Source organism: Fonticella tunisiensis, assembly GCF_004364155.1.
In the GTDB taxonomy this organism is placed as follows: domain Bacteria; phylum Bacillota; class Clostridia; order Clostridiales; family Caloramatoraceae; genus Fonticella; species Fonticella tunisiensis.
Genome location: NZ_SOAZ01000014.1, coordinates 50,291 through 69,480 on the forward strand (window position 1 = coordinate 50,291; position 19,190 = coordinate 69,480).

19 protein-coding genes are annotated in these 19,190 nt (G+C 38.6%); 15 read left to right on the forward strand and 4 right to left on the reverse strand.

Annotated elements, in window-relative coordinates; genetic code table 11:
* Positions 1-90 precede the first annotated feature (90 nt).
* Both EDD71_RS09345 and EDD71_RS09350 read left to right on the forward strand, forming a co-directional pair.
* On the forward strand, positions 91-516 hold the full coding sequence (locus tag EDD71_RS09345) for a hypothetical protein (RefSeq protein WP_133628473.1): 426 nt from the start codon (positions 91-93) through the stop codon (positions 514-516).
* A gap of 129 nt (positions 517-645) precedes the next feature.
* Positions 646-1,083, forward strand: coding sequence for a hypothetical protein (locus EDD71_RS09350; protein WP_133628474.1), 438 nt, complete (start codon positions 646-648; stop codon positions 1,081-1,083).
* 56 nt (positions 1,084-1,139) lie between these two features.
* On the opposite strand, the gene EDD71_RS09355 is transcribed toward EDD71_RS09350, so the two are convergent.
* Positions 1,140-1,802 (reverse strand): deoxynucleoside kinase, encoded by a 663-nt coding sequence (locus EDD71_RS09355; protein WP_243116434.1) that lies wholly within the window; start codon positions 1,800-1,802, stop codon positions 1,140-1,142.
* 228 nt (positions 1,803-2,030) lie between these two features.
* On the opposite strand from EDD71_RS09355, the gene EDD71_RS09360 reads away from it, so the two are divergent.
* Both EDD71_RS09360 and nifJ read left to right on the forward strand, forming a co-directional pair.
* Entirely contained in the window at positions 2,031-2,528 is a 498-nt protein-coding gene (locus tag EDD71_RS09360; protein WP_133628475.1) for an SEC-C metal-binding domain-containing protein, read from the forward strand.
* 110 nt (positions 2,529-2,638) lie between these two features.
* Entirely contained in the window at positions 2,639-6,172 is a 3,534-nt protein-coding gene (gene nifJ / locus EDD71_RS09365) for a pyruvate:ferredoxin (flavodoxin) oxidoreductase (RefSeq protein WP_133628476.1), read from the forward strand.
* A 28-nt stretch (positions 6,173-6,200) separates the two neighbouring features.
* On the opposite strand, the gene EDD71_RS09370 is transcribed toward nifJ, so the two are convergent.
* The 3 genes from EDD71_RS09370 to EDD71_RS09380 all read right to left on the reverse strand — a co-directional run bounded on the left by EDD71_RS09370 (position 6,201) and on the right by EDD71_RS09380 (position 8,642).
* A complete protein-coding gene (locus EDD71_RS09370) occupies positions 6,201-6,368 on the reverse strand; it encodes a CDIF630_02480 family spore surface protein (RefSeq protein ID WP_133628477.1) in 168 nt (55 codons plus the stop codon).
* 470 nt (positions 6,369-6,838) lie between these two features.
* The gene (locus EDD71_RS09375; RefSeq protein WP_133628478.1) at positions 6,839-7,903 is read right to left on the reverse strand and encodes a hypothetical protein; all 1,065 of its coding nucleotides are present in this window, start codon (positions 7,901-7,903) and stop codon (positions 6,839-6,841) included.
* 88 nt (positions 7,904-7,991) lie between these two features.
* Positions 7,992-8,642: a BON domain-containing protein gene (locus tag EDD71_RS09380; RefSeq protein WP_133628479.1), complete on the reverse strand. Its 651-nt coding sequence runs from the start codon at positions 8,640-8,642 to the stop codon at positions 7,992-7,994.
* A gap of 143 nt (positions 8,643-8,785) precedes the next feature.
* Between EDD71_RS09380 and cdaA the strand changes: the two genes are divergently transcribed.
* The 11 genes from cdaA to EDD71_RS09435 all read left to right on the forward strand — a co-directional run bounded on the left by cdaA (position 8,786) and on the right by EDD71_RS09435 (position 19,161).
* Complete coding sequence (gene cdaA, locus EDD71_RS09385; protein WP_133628480.1) at positions 8,786-9,628, forward strand: diadenylate cyclase CdaA; 843 nt, start codon at positions 8,786-8,788, stop codon at positions 9,626-9,628.
* Positions 9,601-10,824 carry a CdaR family protein gene (locus tag EDD71_RS09390; protein ID WP_133628481.1) on the forward strand — a complete coding sequence of 408 codons (1,224 nt, stop codon included), beginning with the start codon at positions 9,601-9,603 and terminating at the stop codon, positions 10,822-10,824. The genes cdaA and EDD71_RS09390 overlap by 28 nt, the downstream gene beginning before the upstream one ends.
* A gap of 12 nt (positions 10,825-10,836) precedes the next feature.
* A complete protein-coding gene (locus EDD71_RS09395) occupies positions 10,837-12,444 on the forward strand; it encodes an NAD(P)/FAD-dependent oxidoreductase (protein WP_133628482.1) in 1,608 nt (535 codons plus the stop codon).
* Positions 12,445-12,635: 191 nt separating this feature from the next.
* Positions 12,636-13,712, forward strand: coding sequence for a butyrate kinase (gene buk, locus EDD71_RS09400; RefSeq protein WP_133628483.1), 1,077 nt, complete (start codon positions 12,636-12,638; stop codon positions 13,710-13,712).
* Between the two features lie 3 nt (positions 13,713-13,715).
* Positions 13,716-14,621, forward strand: a complete 906-nt coding sequence (ptb, locus tag EDD71_RS09405; protein ID WP_133628484.1) for a phosphate butyryltransferase — start codon at positions 13,716-13,718, stop codon at positions 14,619-14,621.
* A gap of 130 nt (positions 14,622-14,751) precedes the next feature.
* Positions 14,752-15,819 carry a butyrate kinase gene (gene buk, locus EDD71_RS09410; RefSeq protein ID WP_133628485.1) on the forward strand — a complete coding sequence of 356 codons (1,068 nt, stop codon included), beginning with the start codon at positions 14,752-14,754 and terminating at the stop codon, positions 15,817-15,819.
* Positions 15,820-15,833: 14 nt separating this feature from the next.
* Positions 15,834-16,511 carry a nucleotide-binding protein gene (locus tag EDD71_RS09415; RefSeq protein WP_133628486.1) on the forward strand — a complete coding sequence of 226 codons (678 nt, stop codon included), beginning with the start codon at positions 15,834-15,836 and terminating at the stop codon, positions 16,509-16,511.
* A 55-nt stretch (positions 16,512-16,566) separates the two neighbouring features.
* The gene (locus tag EDD71_RS09420) at positions 16,567-16,776 is read left to right on the forward strand and encodes a 4Fe-4S binding protein (RefSeq protein ID WP_133628487.1); all 210 of its coding nucleotides are present in this window, start codon (positions 16,567-16,569) and stop codon (positions 16,774-16,776) included.
* Between the two features lie 27 nt (positions 16,777-16,803).
* Positions 16,804-17,877: a 3-methyl-2-oxobutanoate dehydrogenase subunit VorB gene (locus EDD71_RS09425; RefSeq protein WP_133628488.1), complete on the forward strand. Its 1,074-nt coding sequence runs from the start codon at positions 16,804-16,806 to the stop codon at positions 17,875-17,877.
* Positions 17,877-18,626 (forward strand): thiamine pyrophosphate-dependent enzyme, encoded by a 750-nt coding sequence (locus tag EDD71_RS09430; RefSeq protein WP_133628489.1) that lies wholly within the window; start codon positions 17,877-17,879, stop codon positions 18,624-18,626. The genes EDD71_RS09425 and EDD71_RS09430 overlap by 1 nt, the downstream gene beginning before the upstream one ends.
* A 1-nt stretch (position 18,627) precedes the next feature.
* On the forward strand, positions 18,628-19,161 hold the full coding sequence (locus EDD71_RS09435) for a 2-oxoacid:acceptor oxidoreductase family protein (RefSeq protein ID WP_133628490.1): 534 nt from the start codon (positions 18,628-18,630) through the stop codon (positions 19,159-19,161).
* Positions 19,162-19,190 lie beyond the last annotated feature (29 nt).

Below are 19,190 nucleotides of genomic sequence, written 5' to 3' on the forward strand. Positions count from 1 at the left end.
ACCATGCTTTATATTATAATCGATATAATTCATAAATATAATATTGAATGTTTAAAATAGATTACGAAGTAACCGGAAAGGAAGATTTGAATGGGACAACATGAAATGCGAGAAAGGATATTAAATAAAGTGGAAAGTGCTGCAAGAGAAAATTTTGATAAATATAATGAAGAATTTGCAAATATGGAAACAATTGAACTCTTCAAAACAGGATATCTGCATGGATTTAATTGTGGATATAATATATATGATGCAGCGGAAGAAAGGGTAGAAGGGCTTATAAAGAAAGGTGTAATGCCCCAAAAGGAATCGCCAACAACATCATCGAGTATTTTAGACTATGCAGATGAATATTTAAAAAATAATAGCAGAGAAGTTTTGGATTTAGATGACAGCGATGCCTATGTCCTTGGTTATAGACAGGGATTTAACGAATCCCTCGGTGAAGATATGTTAGAAAATTTGAATGAGAAAATATATAATCTGGTAGATTATTATTTGACTGGAAATAAATAGATTTTTACAGCTTGGATGGTGTTATCTTATTCGAATAAATAATACGAATGGGCTAAAAACAATACTGAATAATACAAAAGTGCAGGACTATATTTCAAATAGAAAGTTATCTTTATCTGGAGGAATAATATGAAAGTCGAAGGATTTTTCAGAAACATAAAGAACGCAAATGAAGCGGTTAAAAAATTAAATAGTGAGGGATTTAAAAATGCATATGTTGATCTTAATGATGACAATATAAATGAAAGAAACCTTCAAACTAATTTGCCCGGCAGCACTAATTCACCAAGCCTTTCTAACCTCGTTTTAAGGTCTGGGGGAGTTTCGGAAGAGGATGTTTCGCCCATTGCAGCAGCAAGCCCCATGGTAAGCGGTATGGGGGGCTTTGAAGAAATAACGGACATAAACTGTAAGGTTGTAGTTGAAACCGACTCAAATGAAGAGAAAAGGGTCAGGGATATTATAAGCAGCATGGGCGGGCATTTTAAAAATCCATCCCTTGATCTTGGCAGTATGGTTGAGGTTAAGGATGAGCTGCATGATGCACTGGATGATGTTATGAGCTAAGAAAAAAATCCCACGGGTTTTCCATTAAAGCCCGTGGGGTTCTTGCCTATTATAATTTAAACAGCATCCTCGAGTTCTCTCAATTTGTTTTCTATGAGGCCTATAACGTACTCCCTGTCATCATGGTTGTTTTCAAAATCTATGTTATCAACATTGATTTTAAGAATAGGAGATATTGAATACTGATCAAAATATTCTCTGTAGTTTGCGTTTAATCGCTCCCAGTATTCTCTTTCAACTACCTTTTCATATTCCCTGCCTCTTTTTTGAATTCTTTTCATAGCCTCATCTACAGATATTTCAAGGTATACCATAAGCTTTGGAGGCTTGCAGTGTTCTATCATATTTTCAAAAAGCTCAAGATATAAATCAAACTCTTCCCTACTCATTTCTCCTGACTGCTGAAGCATCTTAGCAAATATTACGTCTCCATATATACTTCTGTCCATTACTGCGTTATGTACTAGAGAAGCTTCTTTTATATGTTTAAACCTTTTATTTAGAAAAAATATTTGAAGAGGGAAGCTGTATCTTACTCTATCATAATAGAATTTTTCAAGTATTGGATTGTTATATACAGGCTCTTCAAAGGGTATGTAACCGCGCTCCTCCATGATTTTCATCAATGTTGTTTTACCAACTCCTACAACTCCGTCTATTACTAGCATATTCCAAAATCCTCCTTTATTTATTCCCCTTAGTGCCTCCCTGTAGAACATAAAAACTCTCCTTTGTATTTTGGTGTTACTTTTAAAGTATAGTTAAAAAAAGGGGGGAAATGCAAGAGTTTTTATGAGAAAATATTTTACAATATAATTCTTCTTTGGTGTTATTTTCCTTATAGAGTCACTGCCAGCTTTGCTTATAATTTAAAAATTTAGGATGTAACACAAAGAAAAATATGATATAATTCCATGGTGTACATAAAAAATAAAGGAGAAATGGATATGAGCTTACTTAAAGAATGGGAAGAACTAGCATCTAAGGAAAGAACAAAGGATGAATATGATAGGTTCTGGAAGGATTATTTAACTAAAGAGCAGAACATCTATGAGTACATACTTGAAAACAGGGTTAACATTCTAAATGGAACTGTTAAGGAACTTGCAGAAAAGTTTGGCATGGACGTGGTTAACTTTACTGGATTTGTTTATGGTATAAACACAAGCCTTGTATCTGCGATTGATCTTGAAAGCCTTGATGAGAATTCGGATTTAAATATGGAGATAGATTTTGAAAAATTATATTACAATATGCTTGAAGCTAAGGCAAGCTGGCTTTTTAACCTTCCTCAGTGGGACAATATATTAACTGAAGAGAGAAGGAAAGAGATAAAGAAGGAATTCAATAGATCAAAAATAGTTGTTAATGAAAATAAAATAGGAAGAAACGACCCGTGTCCCTGTGGAAGCGGGAAAAAGTACAAAAAATGCTGTGGTAAATAAGACTTCGGGAATTTCCCGAAGTTTTTCATTTTAAAGCCCTCCAATGCATGATAATGAAGTAATGGCAAATAATAAATAAGAGTTAGAATATAAGATCAGGAGGGTTTATTATGGCTAAAGCTATGAAAACTATGGACGGTAACCAGGCCGCTGCATATGCATCCTATGCACTTACAGAGGTTGCGGCAATATATCCTATAACTCCATCAACGCCAATGGCTGAGGGAGTTGATGAGTGGGCTGCCCATGGAAAGACAAACATATTCGGACAGCCTGTAAGGGTTGTTGAGATGCAGTCTGAGGCAGGAGCTGCCGGTGCGGTGCACGGATCACTTCAGGCAGGTGCACTCACCACAACTTATACTGCTTCGCAGGGACTTTTGCTAATGATACCCAACATGTACAAAATGGCCGGGGAGCTTTTACCTGCGGTATTTCACGTGAGTGCCAGGTCGATTGCAACCCATGCACTTTCAATTTTCGGTGATCATCAGGACGTTATGGCGACAAGGCAGACTGGTTTTGCAATTCTAGCGTCTTCAAGCGTTCAGGAGGTTATGGATTTAGCCTTTGTTGCTCACCTCAGTGCAATAAAAGGAAGGGTTCCATTTCTTCATTTCTTTGATGGTTTCAGGACTTCCCATGAATATCAGAAGATAGAAACCATAGACTATGATGATATTGCAAAGATAGTTGATTATAATGCAATTAAGGAGTTTAGAGAAAGAGCCCTAAATCCTGAACATCCTGTTATAAGGGGAACGTCACAAAATCCCGATGTTTACTTCCAGGGAAGAGAAGCAGCGAACAAATTCTATGATAAAATTCCAGATATAGTTGAAAGTTATATGGCGGAAATTAAAAAGCTAACAGGTCGTGAGTATCACCCCTTTGACTACTACGGTGATGAGAATGCAGAATACATAATCATAGCAATGGGCTCTGTGTGTGATACCATAGATGAGGTTATTGATTACTTAGCTGCAAAGGGAGAAAGGGTTGGAAGAATAAAGGTACACCTTTACAGGCCATTTTGTGAAAAATACTTCTTTAATGTATTTCCAGATTCAGTTAAAAAAATAGCAGTCCTTGATAGAACCAAGGAACCGGGTTCACTTGGAGAACCTCTCTATCAGGATATCGTAAAACTTTTCTATAACAAAGAGAACAAACCACTTATAGTTGGTGGAAGGTATGGACTTGGTTCAAAGGATACAACTCCATCACAGATACTTGCCGTATTTAAGAATTTAAAGCAGGATAAACCAAAGGATAGATTTACAATAGGAATAGTGGATGATGTAACAAACACATCGCTGCCTGAGGAGGAAATAATTGAAACCACACCTGAGGGTACTATAAGCTGTAAATTCTGGGGGCTGGGTTCCGACGGTACAGTTGGAGCCAATAAAAGCGCCATTAAAATAATTGGAGATAATACCGATCTTTATGCCCAGGCGTATTTCTCATACGACAGCAAGAAGTCAGGAGGGTCAACGGTGTCGCACCTCAGGTTCGGCAAAAAGCCAATTAAATCGCCATACCTTGTATTCAGCGCAGATTATATTGCCTGCCATAATCCATCATATGTATACCATTTTGACCTTTTGAAAGGCCTTAAGAAAAATGGTACATTTGTTCTTAACTGCCCTTGGAGTGAAGAAGAGCTCGATACCAAGCTGCCGGCTTCCTTAAAGAGATATATCGCTCAAAATAATATTAATTTTTATATTATCGATGCCATTTCTATTGCCCGGGAAATAGGCCTTGGTGGAAGAATAAATATGATAATGCAGGCAGCTTTCTTCAAGCTTGCTAATGTTATTCCTGTTGAAGATGCAGTAAAATACCTTAAAGAATCAATTGAAAAGACATACGGCAGGAAGGGCGACAAGATAGTTCAAATGAATAAGGAGGCTGTGGACAGAGGAATTGAATCCATCAAAAGGGTAAACGTTCCAACATCCTGGATGAATGCCGAAGATAACCTTGAAAATATGCCTGTTAAGGATGAACCTGAATTTGTTAAGAAAATTCAAAGACCAATGGCAAGGCATGAAGGAGATGAACTTCCGGTTAGTGCCTTTAACGGCATGGAAGATGGAACATATCCAGCAGGAACGACTAAATATGAAAAGAGAGGCATAGCCGTTACAGTTCCTGAATGGCAGGTTGATAAGTGCATTCAGTGCAACCAGTGTGCATATGTATGTCCCCATGCAGTTATAAGGGCAATGTTTTTAAAACCTGAAGAGGTTGAAAATGCACCTTCTAAAACCTTTGTAGGTAAGAAAGCCATGGGAAAGGGGCTTGAGGATTACTTATTTAGAATTCAAATAAGCCCCCTGGATTGTACGGGATGCGGAAACTGTGCAGATGTCTGCCCTGCACCTGGCAAGGCGCTTATTATGAAGCCAGCCGATGAACAAATAGGGGAACAGGCAGAAAATTGGGAATATGCAATGACCCTTCCAATAAGGGATAACCTTATGGATCCAAAGACACTTAAAGGCAGCCAGTTTAAGCAGCCCCTCCTTGAGTTCCATGGTGCATGTCCGGGATGCGGAGAGACGGCGTATATAAGGCTTTTAACTCAGCTTTTTGGTGATAGAATGATGATTGCAAATGCAACCGGATGTTCATCCATATGGGGAGCAAGTGCACCGTCGACTGCCTATACAACAGATAGATTTGGAAGGGGGCCTGCATGGGCTAATTCCCTCTTTGAAGATAATGCAGAGTTTGGCTTTGGAATGCATCTTGCAGTAAAGCAGATAAGGGCAAGGCTTTTGGAGCTGATGAAGGAAGCCATACATTTGCCAATTAGCGATGCCCTTAAGGATGCATTTAACGAATGGATAAACAAGATGAATGATGGAGAAGCTTCAAGGGCTATTTCAGATAAAATAATAGAAATAATGAAAAATGAAAACTACAAGGGAAATAGGGTCCTTGAAGAGATCATGGAAAAGAAGGACTTCCTTGTTAAGAGGTCCCATTGGATAATAGGAGGAGATGGATGGGCCTACGATATAGGATATGGCGGTGTTGACCATGTTCTTGCAACAGGAGAGGACGTAAACCTGTTTGTAATGGATACAGAGGTCTATTCAAATACCGGAGGCCAATCTTCGAAATCAACGCCAACCGCTGCTGTTGCGAAGTTTGCTGCAGCTGGCAAAAGGGTGAGAAAGAAGGATCTGGGCCTTATGGCTATGAGTTATGGATATGTTTATGTCGCTCAGATATCATTAGGAGCCAATATGAATCACACCATAAAAACTATAGTTGAGGCAGAGAGCTATCCTGGACCATCCCTTATAATAGCATATGCACCATGTATAAGTCATGGAATAAAGACAGGCATGGGAACAAGTGTAGCACAAGAAAAGAAGGCTGTAGAATGTGGATACTGGCATCTTTACAGGTATAACCCGCTTCTTAAGGAACAGGGGAAGAATCCCTTTATCCTTGATTCCAAGCCGCCAACAAAACCATTCAGAGAATTTATTGAAAGCGAAATAAGGTATACTTCACTTGCCAAGGTCTTCCCGGATGCGGCAGAAGAGCTATTTGAGGCTGCTGAAAAGCATGCTAGAGAAAGATATGATACTTATAGAAGATTAGCTGAAATGAACTATTAAAAATAGGAAATCCCCGGCCGGGGATTTCCTATTTTTGATTTGTGTCAACGTACTCCTTGGCATTCATTACGTCTACTTCGTCAGGAATTGTTACCTGCGAAACTGGTTTCATCTTTTTTGTGTTGGCCCATGCTGCAGTTGTATGCCTTTCTATGGGAAGAGCCATATGTTTTTCCTTTGCCCTATTTTTAGCCATGCTATCCCTCCTTTTTATTAGTATTTGAAAAGCAGGCTTAGTATATGATGGAAAGGTGTGTAAAGAAAAATTATTTAAAATATGATTTAGTTCTAAAGGTCATTTTTAAATATTCTAAATATTATATAGTAAAGTAGATTGATGTATTGAAGATTAAATTTTTAACGTTATTAGCGGTATTAGTCTTTTTTCTGTTGGGGTGTGGTAAGGATAAGGTGAAGGAGGATCTGTTGAATTATGTAAACATAGAGCTTTCTATGGTTATATAAATTGAAACAGAGGCTGTTGAAGCCTGTGAGGGGTTTAAACTTATAGTAACAGCCCTTGAAAAGCAGGACATCAAAATTATATATGAGGCTAATACACATATTGATTCTGGAAGAAAAGGAATAGAAGAATTCGCAAGACAACTGGATAAACTTGCGAAAGAACATAATATTGAAATAAAATAAGGCCTGCGAGGCCTTATTTTATAGATTGTTTATATCCTGATAGTAATATTTATCACTATTAAACTGATTCAGGTAATTGTCGAAGGAATTTTTGATTTCTACGTATCTAATTCTTATTGAGTCAATATCCTCACCAAGGGCATCAAGCTTTTCCTTATCGTTTCCAGTTTCTTCTATTGCTGTAAGGGTATTTTTAAATTCCTGACAGTAGTTGAAATAGGATTCGATTATAGTATTAAATTTTTTGTGTTGATTGGCAAATTTTGATGGAACGTTTATGGAATCATAGGAGTTTTTAATTGAATTTATTTCCGTCATCTTTTTATCAACATCAACGTACACATCACCTATGCTCCTTTTGCCGGAAAGTATAAGGTCAAAGTTTGAACTCAAATCTACCATTGCAGTTTGGAAGGATTTATGTATATTTTCCATTGAACTTATATATTCTGTATACTGTTCCAAAAGCCTTTTTTTAGCTTCATAATCGTTATTGGCCTTTGTTGCATAGGTAGTTACGTTACCGGAGATGGCAAGCATTTCGTTTGGAAGGGATATGGAGAAGTTACGGAGCTTTGCCATATTATAATATTTTGTTGTTTCAGAAAGGTAGGTATCTAAATCCTTAAGGGCATTATCTGTGTCCTTGGTGGGATTTCTTAATATTAAAATTGTTTGTTGCAGTATTTTGGCATTAAACCCGACACCCTTTCTGAAGGCATCAAATTGTTCACTATACTTGGAATTAGGATTATAAGCCATAAGCTCGTTCAGGGTTTTTTGTATATTATCATAATTGGTAGAAAGTGAAGTAATAAGTTTGTTTACTTCATCCGCATTCTTATAATCTAGCTCATCTATTTTTGAAGCGAGCTTTGCAACCTCAACATTAACCTTGTCCACATTTTCCTTTTGAAAATTTATATATGAAAAGTATTTAGAGTCAGATCTACTTGAAGTAAAATAATAGGTTCCAAATAAAACTCCTAGAATAACCAAAGCAGTTATTGATGCAATAAGTATTTTTTGTTTTGAGTTTGACCTATTATCTCGCCGCTGCCTTCTCCTTGATCTTTCCTCCATTTTTTCACCTCCTAAAAATGTATAAATTAATAAATATAATTATATTACAAATATTAAATAAGGGCAATTCAATGCCCTTATTTAATATTTAATTCCTTGTTTTAATAAGGTTTTTAACACTTCTAACTCCTTCCACTCTTTCAGCAATTTCAAGGGCTGTTTCCATATCATCAAAGGTGTTTACAAATCCACTTAAAGTTACGTTGCCGTCATGAATTTCGGTTTTTATATCTCCATCCTGAATAGGAGAGTTTTTATACTCCATTTGAATTCTATTATGTATGGAAACATCATCGACTTCTTTTAAAGAACTGATTTCTATATGGGACACAACGTCCTTAACGCCAAATGCCTTAGATGCCTGGTGAATGGCAAGGTTTTTATCTCTAAGGGTTTTTACTGTTCCCTCAAGGACAGCTACTCCTTTTTGGACCTTTACACCTACATCAGCAATATCTGGTATATCCTTTATTTTGCTCATAACCTCAGCTTCGCATTCCTTATCGGTTAGAGTCCCATCGGTTGAAACTGTAAGGCAGTTTTCTACAGATTTTACTCCCTCAACAAGCTTTGTAAGCTCAGCCGCTGTATTTTTCTCGCCAAGATTATCTACAAATCCAAAGAGGGTTACATAACCGTCTCTGCATTGAATTTTTATATCATGGGCAGATTTATACATTCTACTGTCAAGTAAATCCTTTATTTCATTTTCAATCTTTTCATCGTTTATCATAACCATAAAATCAACCCCTCGCTTTAAAATGCCTACTATGTCATAATTTTTCCCGTAATTTAATATTTAATTCATAGTTTGTATACTATACTTTAAATTTTTGGTATATAATTATATCTGAGATTGATTTCAGGGAGTGGATGTAATTGATGAGCGACCTCCAGGGGCTTGTGAGCATTATCAAGAACATAACGATTTTCAATGTAATAGATATAATGATAGTTGGCTATATACTATATAAGTTGTTTATGCTAATCAGAGAAACCAGAGCTGAGCAGTTAATAAAGGGACTTATACTTATTATTGCAGTTATGAAAATTGCAGATCTCTTTGGACTTGTAACCTTGTACTGGATTATAGAAAACACCTTAACAGTTGGCGTTATAGCACTTATAATTATATTTCAACCTGAGCTCAGAAAGGCCCTTGAACACCTTGGAAGAAGCAGGTTTTTTTCCAGAAGACTTTTCGAAACGGATGAGGATATACAGAGGGTGGTCGATGAAATAGCGACTGCTGCCGTAAACCTTTCTTCTTCTAAAACCGGGGCATTAATCGTTATTGAGCAGGATACAGGGCTTGGAGAATATATGCAGAGTGGAATTAAAATAGATGCAAGTATTTCAGCAGCGCTTTTGGAGAATATATTCGTTGAAAATACGCCACTTCATGATGGGGCTGCTATTATAAGAAGGGATAGAATTGCAGCTGCAGCCTGCGTACTGCCACTTACCGAGCAGACAATTAGAAAAGATCTCGGGACGAGGCACAGGGCTGGAATAGGTATTACCGAAAACTCTGATGCCATATCCATTATTGTGTCCGAAGAGACGGGAACAATTTCTCTTGCTCTAAATGGAAGGCTTACAAGAAATTATAACGAAGAAAGGCTTAAAATGGTTTTAACTAAAATTCTTCAGCATAATATGTCCATGGACACAACACTGGTTAAGAGGGTGAAAACATGGCTAACAAAGAAAAACAAGAAATAATGCTTATAATTGTGTCTATGTTTCTTGCATTTATCCTGTGGATATACGTAATGGGTGAGGAAAACCCGCTGCAAACAAAAGTCATCAGAGACATTCCTGTAAAGCTTGTAAACCAGGAGGCAATATCCCAGCTCAATCTTGCCTTAGTACCTGAGCAGAATATAACTGTAGATATAACAGTTAAGGGAAGGGCACTGAGTGTAAATAATGTTACTCCAAATGATTTTGTTGTTGAGGCGGACTTAGCAGGTTATCCACTTAGAAAAGGGCCCAATCAAGTGCCCTTTAAGATTAAATCCAAGCCTTCGACAGTGGATATTGTTGACAATAACGAGTATAACCTTATAAATGTTGAACTGGATACGTACCTTGAAAAAACTGTTCCAGTAATTGTAAACGTTTTAGGAGATGTTAAGGAGGGTTACGGATATTTAAAGCCGGAGTGCAGGCCTACCGAGGTGCTGGTTTCTGGGCCTGAAAAATATGTAAATTCTGTAGTGTCGGTTGTTGGCCAGGTTAATTTAGATAATGCAACAACAAAGGATTTAAACGCAGTTATACCTGTAAAGCCACAGGGAAGAGACGGTAAAACCGTGCCCTATGTAAATGTTGAACCTAAGAATTTAAATGTGAATGTTCCAATTAAACCTTCAAAGACCGTACCTATATCTGTGAAGACCACTGGAAGGCTTCCAGAAGCGAAGATTTTAAAGTCAATCAAGCCCAGGATTGATAGTGTAACTATAATTGGAGATAGTAATACACTTGACAAAGTAAAAGAAATAACTACAGTTCCATTTGATCTTTCTAAAATCAATTCAACGTCAACAAGGGAACTTTTCCTTAATATTCCTTCCGGAGTATGGGTTGTAAGTGATTCACAGGACATAAAGAGTATAAATGTAGACTTTATTGTAGAAAATAGGATACAAAAAAACTTTACAGTGCCGCTCAATATAATGAATCGGCAGGATGCATATAATTACGACGTACAGTCCACAAATGTAAATATAACTCTGTCAGGGGCTGAAAGCCTCATAAACAGTATCGAAAGCAAGAACATTTCAGCGTCCATTGATCTTGCAGTTTTAGCTGAAGGTACACATCAGGTGCCCGTAAAGGTTGTGAACCCTGATGGAACGGATGTAGTAGATTATTCGCCGCAGAAAATCGAAGTTACTATAACGAAAAAATGATGGAGGTAAAACATGTCGATAAGAGTTAACAACATAAGGGTTTCAATAGATGATTATTTAAATAAAGTTAAAGAAGAGGCAGCAAAGATTGCAGGTATCAGCATAGAAGACATTAGAAATTTCAAGGTGTTAAGGGAAGCGATAGATGCAAGACAGAAGGATAGGATTGATTTTGTCTACCATGTGGAATTCAATTGTGACAATGAAGAAAAGGTTGCTCTTCGTGCTGGAAATCCAAATGTTAAGCTGGAAGTTCATGAAAAAGATGGGCAGATCGTATATGGAAACATAAAATTAAAAAACAGGCCTATCATTGTAGGAAGCGGACCGGCAGGACTTTTTGCCGGTCTTGTTATGGCTAAAAATGGATATAAGCCCCTGATTTTAGAAAGAGGAGGATCAGTTGAGGAAAGATCAAACAATATTAAGCTTTTCTGGGAAACGGGAGAACTGAATTTAAACTCAAACATCCAGTTTGGAGAAGGGGGAGCCGGAACATTTTCAGATGGAAAGCTTACAACCAGAATTAAAGACAAAAGATGTGATTTTGTGCTTGAGGAGTTTGTAAGGGCAGGGGCACCTAATGAGATTATCTATTCAGGAAAGCCGCACATAGGAACGGATATACTAAGAGATGTTGTAAAAAACATAAGAAATACAATAATAGGCCTGGGTGGGGATGTTAAATTTAATTCCAGGGTTACAGACATCATAGTAAAGGATGGTAAAGTAACCAGCGTCAGGGTAAATGATGAGTATGACATACCGGCTGAAGTTGTTGTAGTAGCGGTTGGGCACAGTGCAAGGGATACATATGAGATGCTTATGAGCAGAGGAATTGTATTTGAGCAGAAGCCCTTCGCAATTGGTGTTAGAATAGAACATCTTCAAAGTATGATAGATGAAAGGCAATATGGTAAGTATGCAGGCCACCCCAGGCTTAAGGCCGCAGATTATCGTTTGACTTTTACAAGTAAAAGGTATCAAAGGCCGTGCTACAGCTTCTGTATGTGTCCTGGAGGGGTTGTTGTTGCAGCTGCCTCAGAAGAGAACAGAGTTGTAACTAATGGAATGAGTGAATATAAAAGGGATAAGGTAAATGCAAACAGTGCAATAGTTGTAGGAGTTTATGAAAAGGATTTCAAAAGTTCACATCCCCTTGCAGGAGTGGAATTTCAAAGATATTATGAGTCGCTTGCATATAGGGCTGGCGGTGGTGGATATGCGGCTCCAGTGCAGCTTGTTGGAGATTTTTTGAAGGATAGGAAGTCCTCAAAAATTGGAAAGGTGATTCCAAGCTATACAAGGGGATATAACTTTGGAAACTTAAAGGAATGTCTTCCATTGGAGGTTATTGCTGTGCTGAAGGAAGGCCTTCTGGAATTCAATAAAAAGATAAAGGGATTTGTCGAATATGATGCGGTTTTAACGGGGATTGAAACCAGAACTTCATCACCCGTCAGAATGGTGAGAAATGAAGGACTTGAATCAACTACTGTAGCAGGAGTTTATCCATGCGGTGAAGGGGCTGGGTATGCTGGTGGTATAATGTCAGCTGCTGTGGACGGAATCAAAATCGCTGAAAGAATAATTGAGAAATATGCCCCATTTGAAGGGTAATTTTGGTCAATTCGGGGATAATAATTAGCATTATATTTCCCGTATGTTGCAAATGCTCTTTCAAATATATTAAAATATTGGTAGAAATTAGTGATAAAAGGGCTTTTCGATAGTTATGTAAAATAAATTAAAATGTCGATAAGCCCTGTGTTTAAGTATTTTTTATGGATAAAGCTAAGGGTGGAGAATTAATGAGGCGTTTCATACTTGTTATAAATCCAGGTTCAACTTCAACTAAAGTAGCTCTTTTCGAAGGTATAACCAATCTTAAACAAAAAAATCTCATCCATTTCGCAAATGATTTACTAAAATATAATAAAATTTCAGAACAATATGAATATAGAGAAAATACAGTATTATCCTGGCTAAAGGAAGAAGGAATAGAAACAAGTGAGCTTGTTGCGGTGGTTGGAAGGGGTGGGCTTTTAAAACCTGTACCTTCAGGTGTATATGAGGTTACAGACGCTATGATTGAGGATTTGAAAGTTGGAATTCAGGGAGAGCATGCCTCAAACCTTGGAGGTATAATTGCAAAATCTATTGCCGACAACGAAGGTATAGACGCATATATAGTTGATCCGGTTGCAGTTGATGAATTTGAAGAAATTGCAAGGATATCAGGGCATCCTGAGCTTCCAAGAAGATCTCTTGTACACGCCCTGAACATAAGGGCTGTGGCTAGAAGAATTGCAAAGTCTATTGGTAAAAACCTTGATGAGATGAATTTTATAGTTGCCCACATTGGAGGAGGGATATCAGTTGCTGCACTTAAATTGGGAAGAATAGTTGATGTGAACAATGCAAATGAAGGAGGCCCTTTTTCGCCTGAAAGAGCCGGAGGAGTGCCTGTGGGAGATCTTATAAACCTTGCATTCTCAGGAAAGTATACATATGGGGAACTCAAGAAGAAGCTCGTTGGTCAGGGAGGACTTGTGGGATATCTTGGAACAAACGATATCAGGGAAGTTGCTGCTATGATTGAAAATGGCGATGAAAAGGCTAAACTAATAATGCAATCCATGGCCTATCAAATTGCCAAGGAAATAGGAGCATGCGCTGCGGTTCTTTCAGGCAGAGTCGATAGAATTATATTGACTGGTGGACTTGCATATTCAAAGATGATTACAGATTTAATAAAAAATAGAGTTTATTTTATTGCTCCAATTGAAATCATACCGGGTGAGGATGAGATGCAAGCACTGGCTGAAGGGGCCTTTAGGGTTGTTAATGGTGAGGAAAAAGCAAAAATTTACGAAGAAGAGGTGTAGGCTATGATTAAAAATTTTGATGAAGTACTTGAGAGAGTTAAAATAAACGGCATAAAAAAGGTTGCAGTTGCAGCTGCACAGGATGAGACTGTTTTAGAGGCTATAAGGGATGCTAGAAAAAGGGGAATTGCAGATGCGGTTCTTGTAGGAGAGAGTGCCAGGATTGAAGAGGCTGCAAAGAAAATTGATATGAATTTAAAGGAATTTGAAATTATACATGAACCTGATGCAGCTCGGGCTTCTTTAACTGCTGTGGAGCTTGTATCCACAGGAAAGGCTGACATGGTTATGAAAGGCCTTGTGGATACCTCAACCTTTTTAAGGGCGGTTTTAAACAAGGAAAAGGGATTGAGGACAGGAAGGATATTATCACATGTTGCTGTCTTTGATGTTCCGGCACTTCAAAGAATTATTCTGATCACAGATGCTGCAATGAACATAGCACCTGATCTTATGACGAAGAAGCAGATAATTGAAAATGCAGTTAATGTGGCAAAGGCAATAGGAATTGAAATGCCAAAGGTTGCGGCAGTTGCGGCCGTTGAGGTTGTAAATCCTGATATGCAGCCAACACTTGATGCTGCAGCACTTTCGAAGATGAACGACAGAGGGCAGATAAAGGGATGTTTGGTGGACGGCCCACTTGCAATAGATAATGCTTTATCTGAGGAAGCGGCAAGGCATAAGGGAATAGAAAGTCCTGTGGCAGGAAAGGCTGACATAATACTCGTACCAAACATTGAAACGGGAAATGCAATGTATAAGACATTGACATATACGTCGGGAGCTAAAAATGGAGGGATACTTGCAGGGGCAGCTGCACCTGTTATTTTAACATCAAGGGCCGACAGCCATGAAAGCAAGCTCTATTCAATGGCCCTTGCGTCTCTTGTGGCAGAGGCAAATTAGGATAGTTTAAATTATAAAATAAAAATAAATTAATAGCAGGTATTAAAACTATATATTATAATTATATATTATAACTATATATTAAAAAACTTAATGATAGTATGTTTCAGTTTAAATTAGGGGGAAATGTATGTATAGAATGCTCATTATAAATCCTGGTTCAACTTCAACGAAAATTGCGGTATATGATGATTTGAATCCTGTTTTTGTGGAAACCTTAAGACATTCATTGGAGGAAATTGGTAAGTTTAAAACAATATTTGAACAATATGACTTTAGAAAAAACGTTATACTTAAAGCCCTTGGGGAAAAGGGTGTTGACATAAAGACACTAAATGCCGTTATTGGAAGAGGGGGACTTTTGAAGCCAATTGAAGGCGGGACATATGAAGTAAATGACGTTATGCTTGAGGATCTTAAGGCTGGTGTTCAAGGGCAGCATGCTTCAAACCTTGGAGGAATTATTGCAAATGAAATAGCAAAACCCCTTGGAATAAAAGCATTTATAGTTGATCCCGTTGTAGTTGATGAGATGGAGGATATGGCAAGGATTTCAGGTATGCCTGAAATAGAGAGAAGGAGCATTTTCCATGCCCTTAATCAAAAGGCAGTTGCCAGGAGGTATGCAAAGGAAAGAAAAGTAAGATATGAGGACTTAAATCTTATTGTTGCCCATATGGGAGGAGGAATATCCGTTGGTGCCCATATGAAGGGAAGGGTTGTTGATGTGAACAATGCACTTGATGGCGATGGGCCATTTTCACCTGAAAGGACAGGAAGCCTTCCAGTTGGCGATCTTCTTAAACTTTGCTTCTCAGGAAAATATACATATGAAGAGTTGAAGAAGATGATAACGGGTAAGGGAGGATTTGTTGCGTACCTTGGAACAAACGATGCAAGAGATGTCAAAAAGATGATGCTGGAGGGAAGCAAAAAAGCTGAAATTCTTTATAAAGCTATGGCATATCAGGTTGCAAAGGAAATAGGGATGTGTGCCGCAGTTTTAAGCGGAAAGGTGGACGCAGTAATTTTAACCGGTGGACTTGCCTTTGGAGAGGAATTCGTGGGATGGATTAAGGAAAGAGTAAGCTTTATTGCTCCTGTTGTTGTGTATCCTGGAGAGGATGAGATGCTTGCACTTGCTGAAGGAGGACTTAGAGTCTTATCAGGAGAGGAAGCAGCAAAAGAATACAAATAAAAAGGGTGAATTAAATGGATGCAAGAATCCGAGTATTTACAGGACATTTCGGAAGCGGTAAAACGGAAATAGCAATAAATTACGCATTAAAATTGGCGGATATGGGAAAAAAAGTTACAATAGCAGATCTTGATATAGTAAATCCGTACTTTTGCACCAGGGATGAAAGGGAATTGTTCGAGAAAAAAGGGATAAGGCTTGTTGCAACTCCAAAGGAGCTTGCAAATGCTGAACTCGGAATAATCCCACTTAATACCCTGACAATATTTAATGATAAATCATATGAAGTCATTATCGATGTTGGAGGAGATGATCAGGGGGCAGTTGCCCTCGGCCAATATAACAGGTATTTCCAGATGGAAGATTACGACATGTATTTTGTAGTAAATACTGCAAGACCTTTTACTAAGGATGCACATGGAGTAATAGAATATATTAGGGACATAGAAAGGGCGTCAAGAATTAAGGTGAGATATCTTATAAACAATACAAACCTGTCCTATGAAACGACAATAGATGATATACTTAAGGGACAAAAAATTGTAAAGGAAGTATCTCAAAGAACAGGACTCGCTATAAGATACACAACAGTTAGGGAAGATTTGGTGGACAAACTTCCTGATGGAATTGAGGGGGAGATATTTCCAATAAAAATCTTTATGCTTCCACCATGGAGGAGGGACCTGGAATAGTTATAAACCTAAGTGATCTTAGATTTATATATAAACCTTTTAAGGAGGGTTGGTTATGGCAAGAGTTACATTTAGAGAAGACAGATGTAAAGGCTGTGGACTTTGTATTTCGGTATGCCCTACCAAAATTATTGAATTTGACCAGAGGCTCAATGTTAAGGGATATCATCCTGCAATAGTTACTGAAGCAAATATGTCAAAATGTATTGGCTGTGCTTCGTGTGCAAGGATGTGCCCGGATCTGGTAATCAGGGTTGAGAAATAATAAAGATTAGGTAGGAGGTAAGCTTAAATGGCAGAGAAGGTTTTAATGAAAGGCAACGAAGCTATAGGCGAAGCAGCTATACATGCTGGATGTCAGTGCTTCTTTGGTTACCCAATAACGCCTCAAACTGAAGTTGCAGCCTATATGGCCAGGAAAATGCCAAAGATAGGAAGAGTTTTCCTTCAAGCAGAAAGTGAGGTTGCAGCTATAAATATGGTATATGGTGCAGCAGGTTCTGGTGTCAGGGTTATGACCTCATCCTCAAGCCCGGGAATAAGCTTAAAGGCGGAAGGTATTTCATATATTGCAGGAGCAGAGCTTCCATGCGTTATTGTTAACATAGTAAGAGGAGGCCCTGGACTTGGAAGTATACAGCCTGCACAGTCAGACTACTTTCAGGCAACAAAGGGCGGTGGTCATGGAGATTACAGGCTTGTAGTATTTGCCCCATCTTCAGTTCAGGAAATGGTTGACCTTATACAGGATGCCTTTGACGTAGCTGATATTTATAGAAACCCGGTTATGGTTATGGGGGATGGTATGCTCGGCCAGATGATGGAGCCTGTAGAGTTTAAGGAAAGGCCAAAGAGGGAGATTCCGTCAAAGGATAGCTGGGCTGCAACAGGGCTTCACGGAAGAAAACAGCACCATGTTATAAATTCGCTATATCTACAGCCAGAAAAGCTTGAAGAACACAATAAAAAGCTTAGTAAAAAATATGCTGAAATAGAGAAAAATGAGGTAAGATATGAAACTTATAACTGTGAAGGAGAAGTAGATTTAGTAGTTGCAGCATATGGCACAGTATCAAGAATAGTAAAGAATGCCATAAAGATTCTTGAAAAGGAAGGAATTAAGGTTGGACTTATTAGACCAATTACTTTATGGCCATTCCCTAAGAAGGCATTTGAAGAAGTTACAGGCAGAACAAAGCATGGTTTTATCTCCGTTGAATTAAGTGAAGGACAGATGGTTGAAGATGTTATGCTTTCTGTAAAGGGAAGAAAGCCGGTTTATTTCTATGGTAGGTCAGGCGGTATGGTTCCAACACCAGCTGAGATTGCCGGAAGGATTAGGGCAATTGTAGGAGGTGAAAAATAATGGCAGTGATATTTGAGCCTACAAAGGCACTTCTGGACGTGCCAACCCATTACTGTCCAGGATGTACACACGGTATAATACACAGGCTTGTTGGAGAAGCTTTAGAAGAGCTTGGAATTTTAGACAGAACTGTAGGGGTTGCTCCTGTTGGATGTGCAGTTCTTGCCTATGACTACTTTGCATGTGATATGCATGAGGCTGCCCACGGTAGAGCACCGGCCGTTGCAACCGGCATAAAGAGAGCCCTTCCTGACAATATTGTATTTACCTATCAGGGAGATGGAGACCTTGCAGCTATTGGTACTGCCGAAATAGTACACGCTGCGGCAAGGGGAGAAAAGATAACAACTATATTTGTAAACAATGCAATATATGGTATGACAGGTGGACAGATGGCTCCAACAACTCTTCCAGGACAGGTTACTGAAACGTCGCCCTACGGAAGAAACATAGAAACACAGGGATATCCTGTCAGGGTATCAGAGATGATTTCAACCCTTGATGGAGCAGTATATGTTGAAAGAGTATCGGTTGATACCCCCGGAAATGTCTTTAAGGCTAAGAAGGCTATAAAGAAGGCATTTGAGCTTCAAACGAAGGGGGCTGGTTTCACAATGGTTGAGGTCCTTTCAATATGTCCGACTAATTGGGGCCTGTCACCGGTTGAAGCATTAAAGTGGCTTAGAGATAACATGATTCCTTACTATCCTCTTGGAGTTAAAAAGGATACAATAGGGGAGGTGAAGTAACATGGCACATCAGGAGATAATCTTTGCAGGTTTTGGTGGACAGGGTATACTTTCAATGGGTAAATTCCTTGCATATGCAGGAATGGATGAAAATCTTAACGTGTCATGGCTTCCATCCTATGGCCCAGAAATGCGTGGAGGTACCGCAAACTGCTCTGTAATACTTACTAATGAGGACATAGGTTCACCACTTGTAACCGATGCTACAACAGTTGTTGTCATGAACAGGCCATCATTGGATAAGTTTGAACATGCAATAGTTCCTGGAGGTCTTCTGATAATGGACAGTGACCTTGTAAACAGGGAATCTGAAAGAAAGGATATAGACGTTATAAAGATACCGGCACAGACAGTTGCAGAGGAAGTTGGCTCAAAGAAAATAGCCAACATGGTGCTGCTTGGAGCATTTGTTGAAAAAACAGGAATTGTTCCCATGAAAGCACTCCTTAAAGCACTTAAGGAGCATGGAAAGGAACAGTTCTATGAACTTAATAAAAGGGCCCTTGAAAGAGGAGCAGAATACGCAAGAAAGTAAAACAAACCCCGGCACTGCCGGGGTTTGTT

Excerpts from the sequence above, each read along its gene's own strand:
- cdaA (WP_133628480.1), top strand. The coding sequence starts at position 8,786 with ATGAGCGACCTCCAGGGGCTTGTGAGCATTATCAAGAACATAACGATT.
- EDD71_RS09360 (WP_133628475.1), top strand. The coding sequence starts at position 2,031 with ATGAGCTTACTTAAAGAATGGGAAGAACTAGCATCTAAGGAAAGAACA.
- EDD71_RS09345 (WP_133628473.1), top strand. The coding sequence starts at position 91 with ATGGGACAACATGAAATGCGAGAAAGGATATTAAATAAAGTGGAAAGT.
- buk (WP_133628485.1), top strand. The coding sequence starts at position 14,752 with ATGTATAGAATGCTCATTATAAATCCTGGTTCAACTTCAACGAAAATT.
- nifJ (WP_133628476.1), top strand. The coding sequence starts at position 2,639 with ATGGCTAAAGCTATGAAAACTATGGACGGTAACCAGGCCGCTGCATAT.
- ptb (WP_133628484.1), top strand. The coding sequence starts at position 13,716 with ATGATTAAAAATTTTGATGAAGTACTTGAGAGAGTTAAAATAAACGGC.
- buk (WP_133628483.1), top strand. The coding sequence starts at position 12,636 with ATGAGGCGTTTCATACTTGTTATAAATCCAGGTTCAACTTCAACTAAA.
- EDD71_RS09370 (WP_133628477.1), bottom strand. The coding sequence starts at position 6,368 with ATGGCTAAAAATAGGGCAAAGGAAAAACATATGGCTCTTCCCATAGAA.
- EDD71_RS09430 (WP_133628489.1), top strand. The coding sequence starts at position 17,877 with ATGGCAGTGATATTTGAGCCTACAAAGGCACTTCTGGACGTGCCAACC.
- EDD71_RS09380 (WP_133628479.1), bottom strand. The coding sequence starts at position 8,642 with ATGGTTATGATAAACGATGAAAAGATTGAAAATGAAATAAAGGATTTA.
- EDD71_RS09415 (WP_133628486.1), top strand. The coding sequence starts at position 15,834 with ATGGATGCAAGAATCCGAGTATTTACAGGACATTTCGGAAGCGGTAAA.
- EDD71_RS09375 (WP_133628478.1), bottom strand. The coding sequence starts at position 7,903 with ATGGAGGAAAGATCAAGGAGAAGGCAGCGGCGAGATAATAGGTCAAAC.
- EDD71_RS09355 (WP_243116434.1), bottom strand. The coding sequence starts at position 1,802 with ATGTTCTACAGGGAGGCACTAAGGGGAATAAATAAAGGAGGATTTTGG.
- EDD71_RS09425 (WP_133628488.1), top strand. The coding sequence starts at position 16,804 with ATGGCAGAGAAGGTTTTAATGAAAGGCAACGAAGCTATAGGCGAAGCA.
- EDD71_RS09395 (WP_133628482.1), top strand. The coding sequence starts at position 10,837 with ATGTCGATAAGAGTTAACAACATAAGGGTTTCAATAGATGATTATTTA.
- EDD71_RS09350 (WP_133628474.1), top strand. The coding sequence starts at position 646 with ATGAAAGTCGAAGGATTTTTCAGAAACATAAAGAACGCAAATGAAGCG.
- EDD71_RS09420 (WP_133628487.1), top strand. The coding sequence starts at position 16,567 with ATGGCAAGAGTTACATTTAGAGAAGACAGATGTAAAGGCTGTGGACTT.
- EDD71_RS09390 (WP_133628481.1), top strand. The coding sequence starts at position 9,601 with ATGGCTAACAAAGAAAAACAAGAAATAATGCTTATAATTGTGTCTATG.
- EDD71_RS09435 (WP_133628490.1), top strand. The coding sequence starts at position 18,628 with ATGGCACATCAGGAGATAATCTTTGCAGGTTTTGGTGGACAGGGTATA.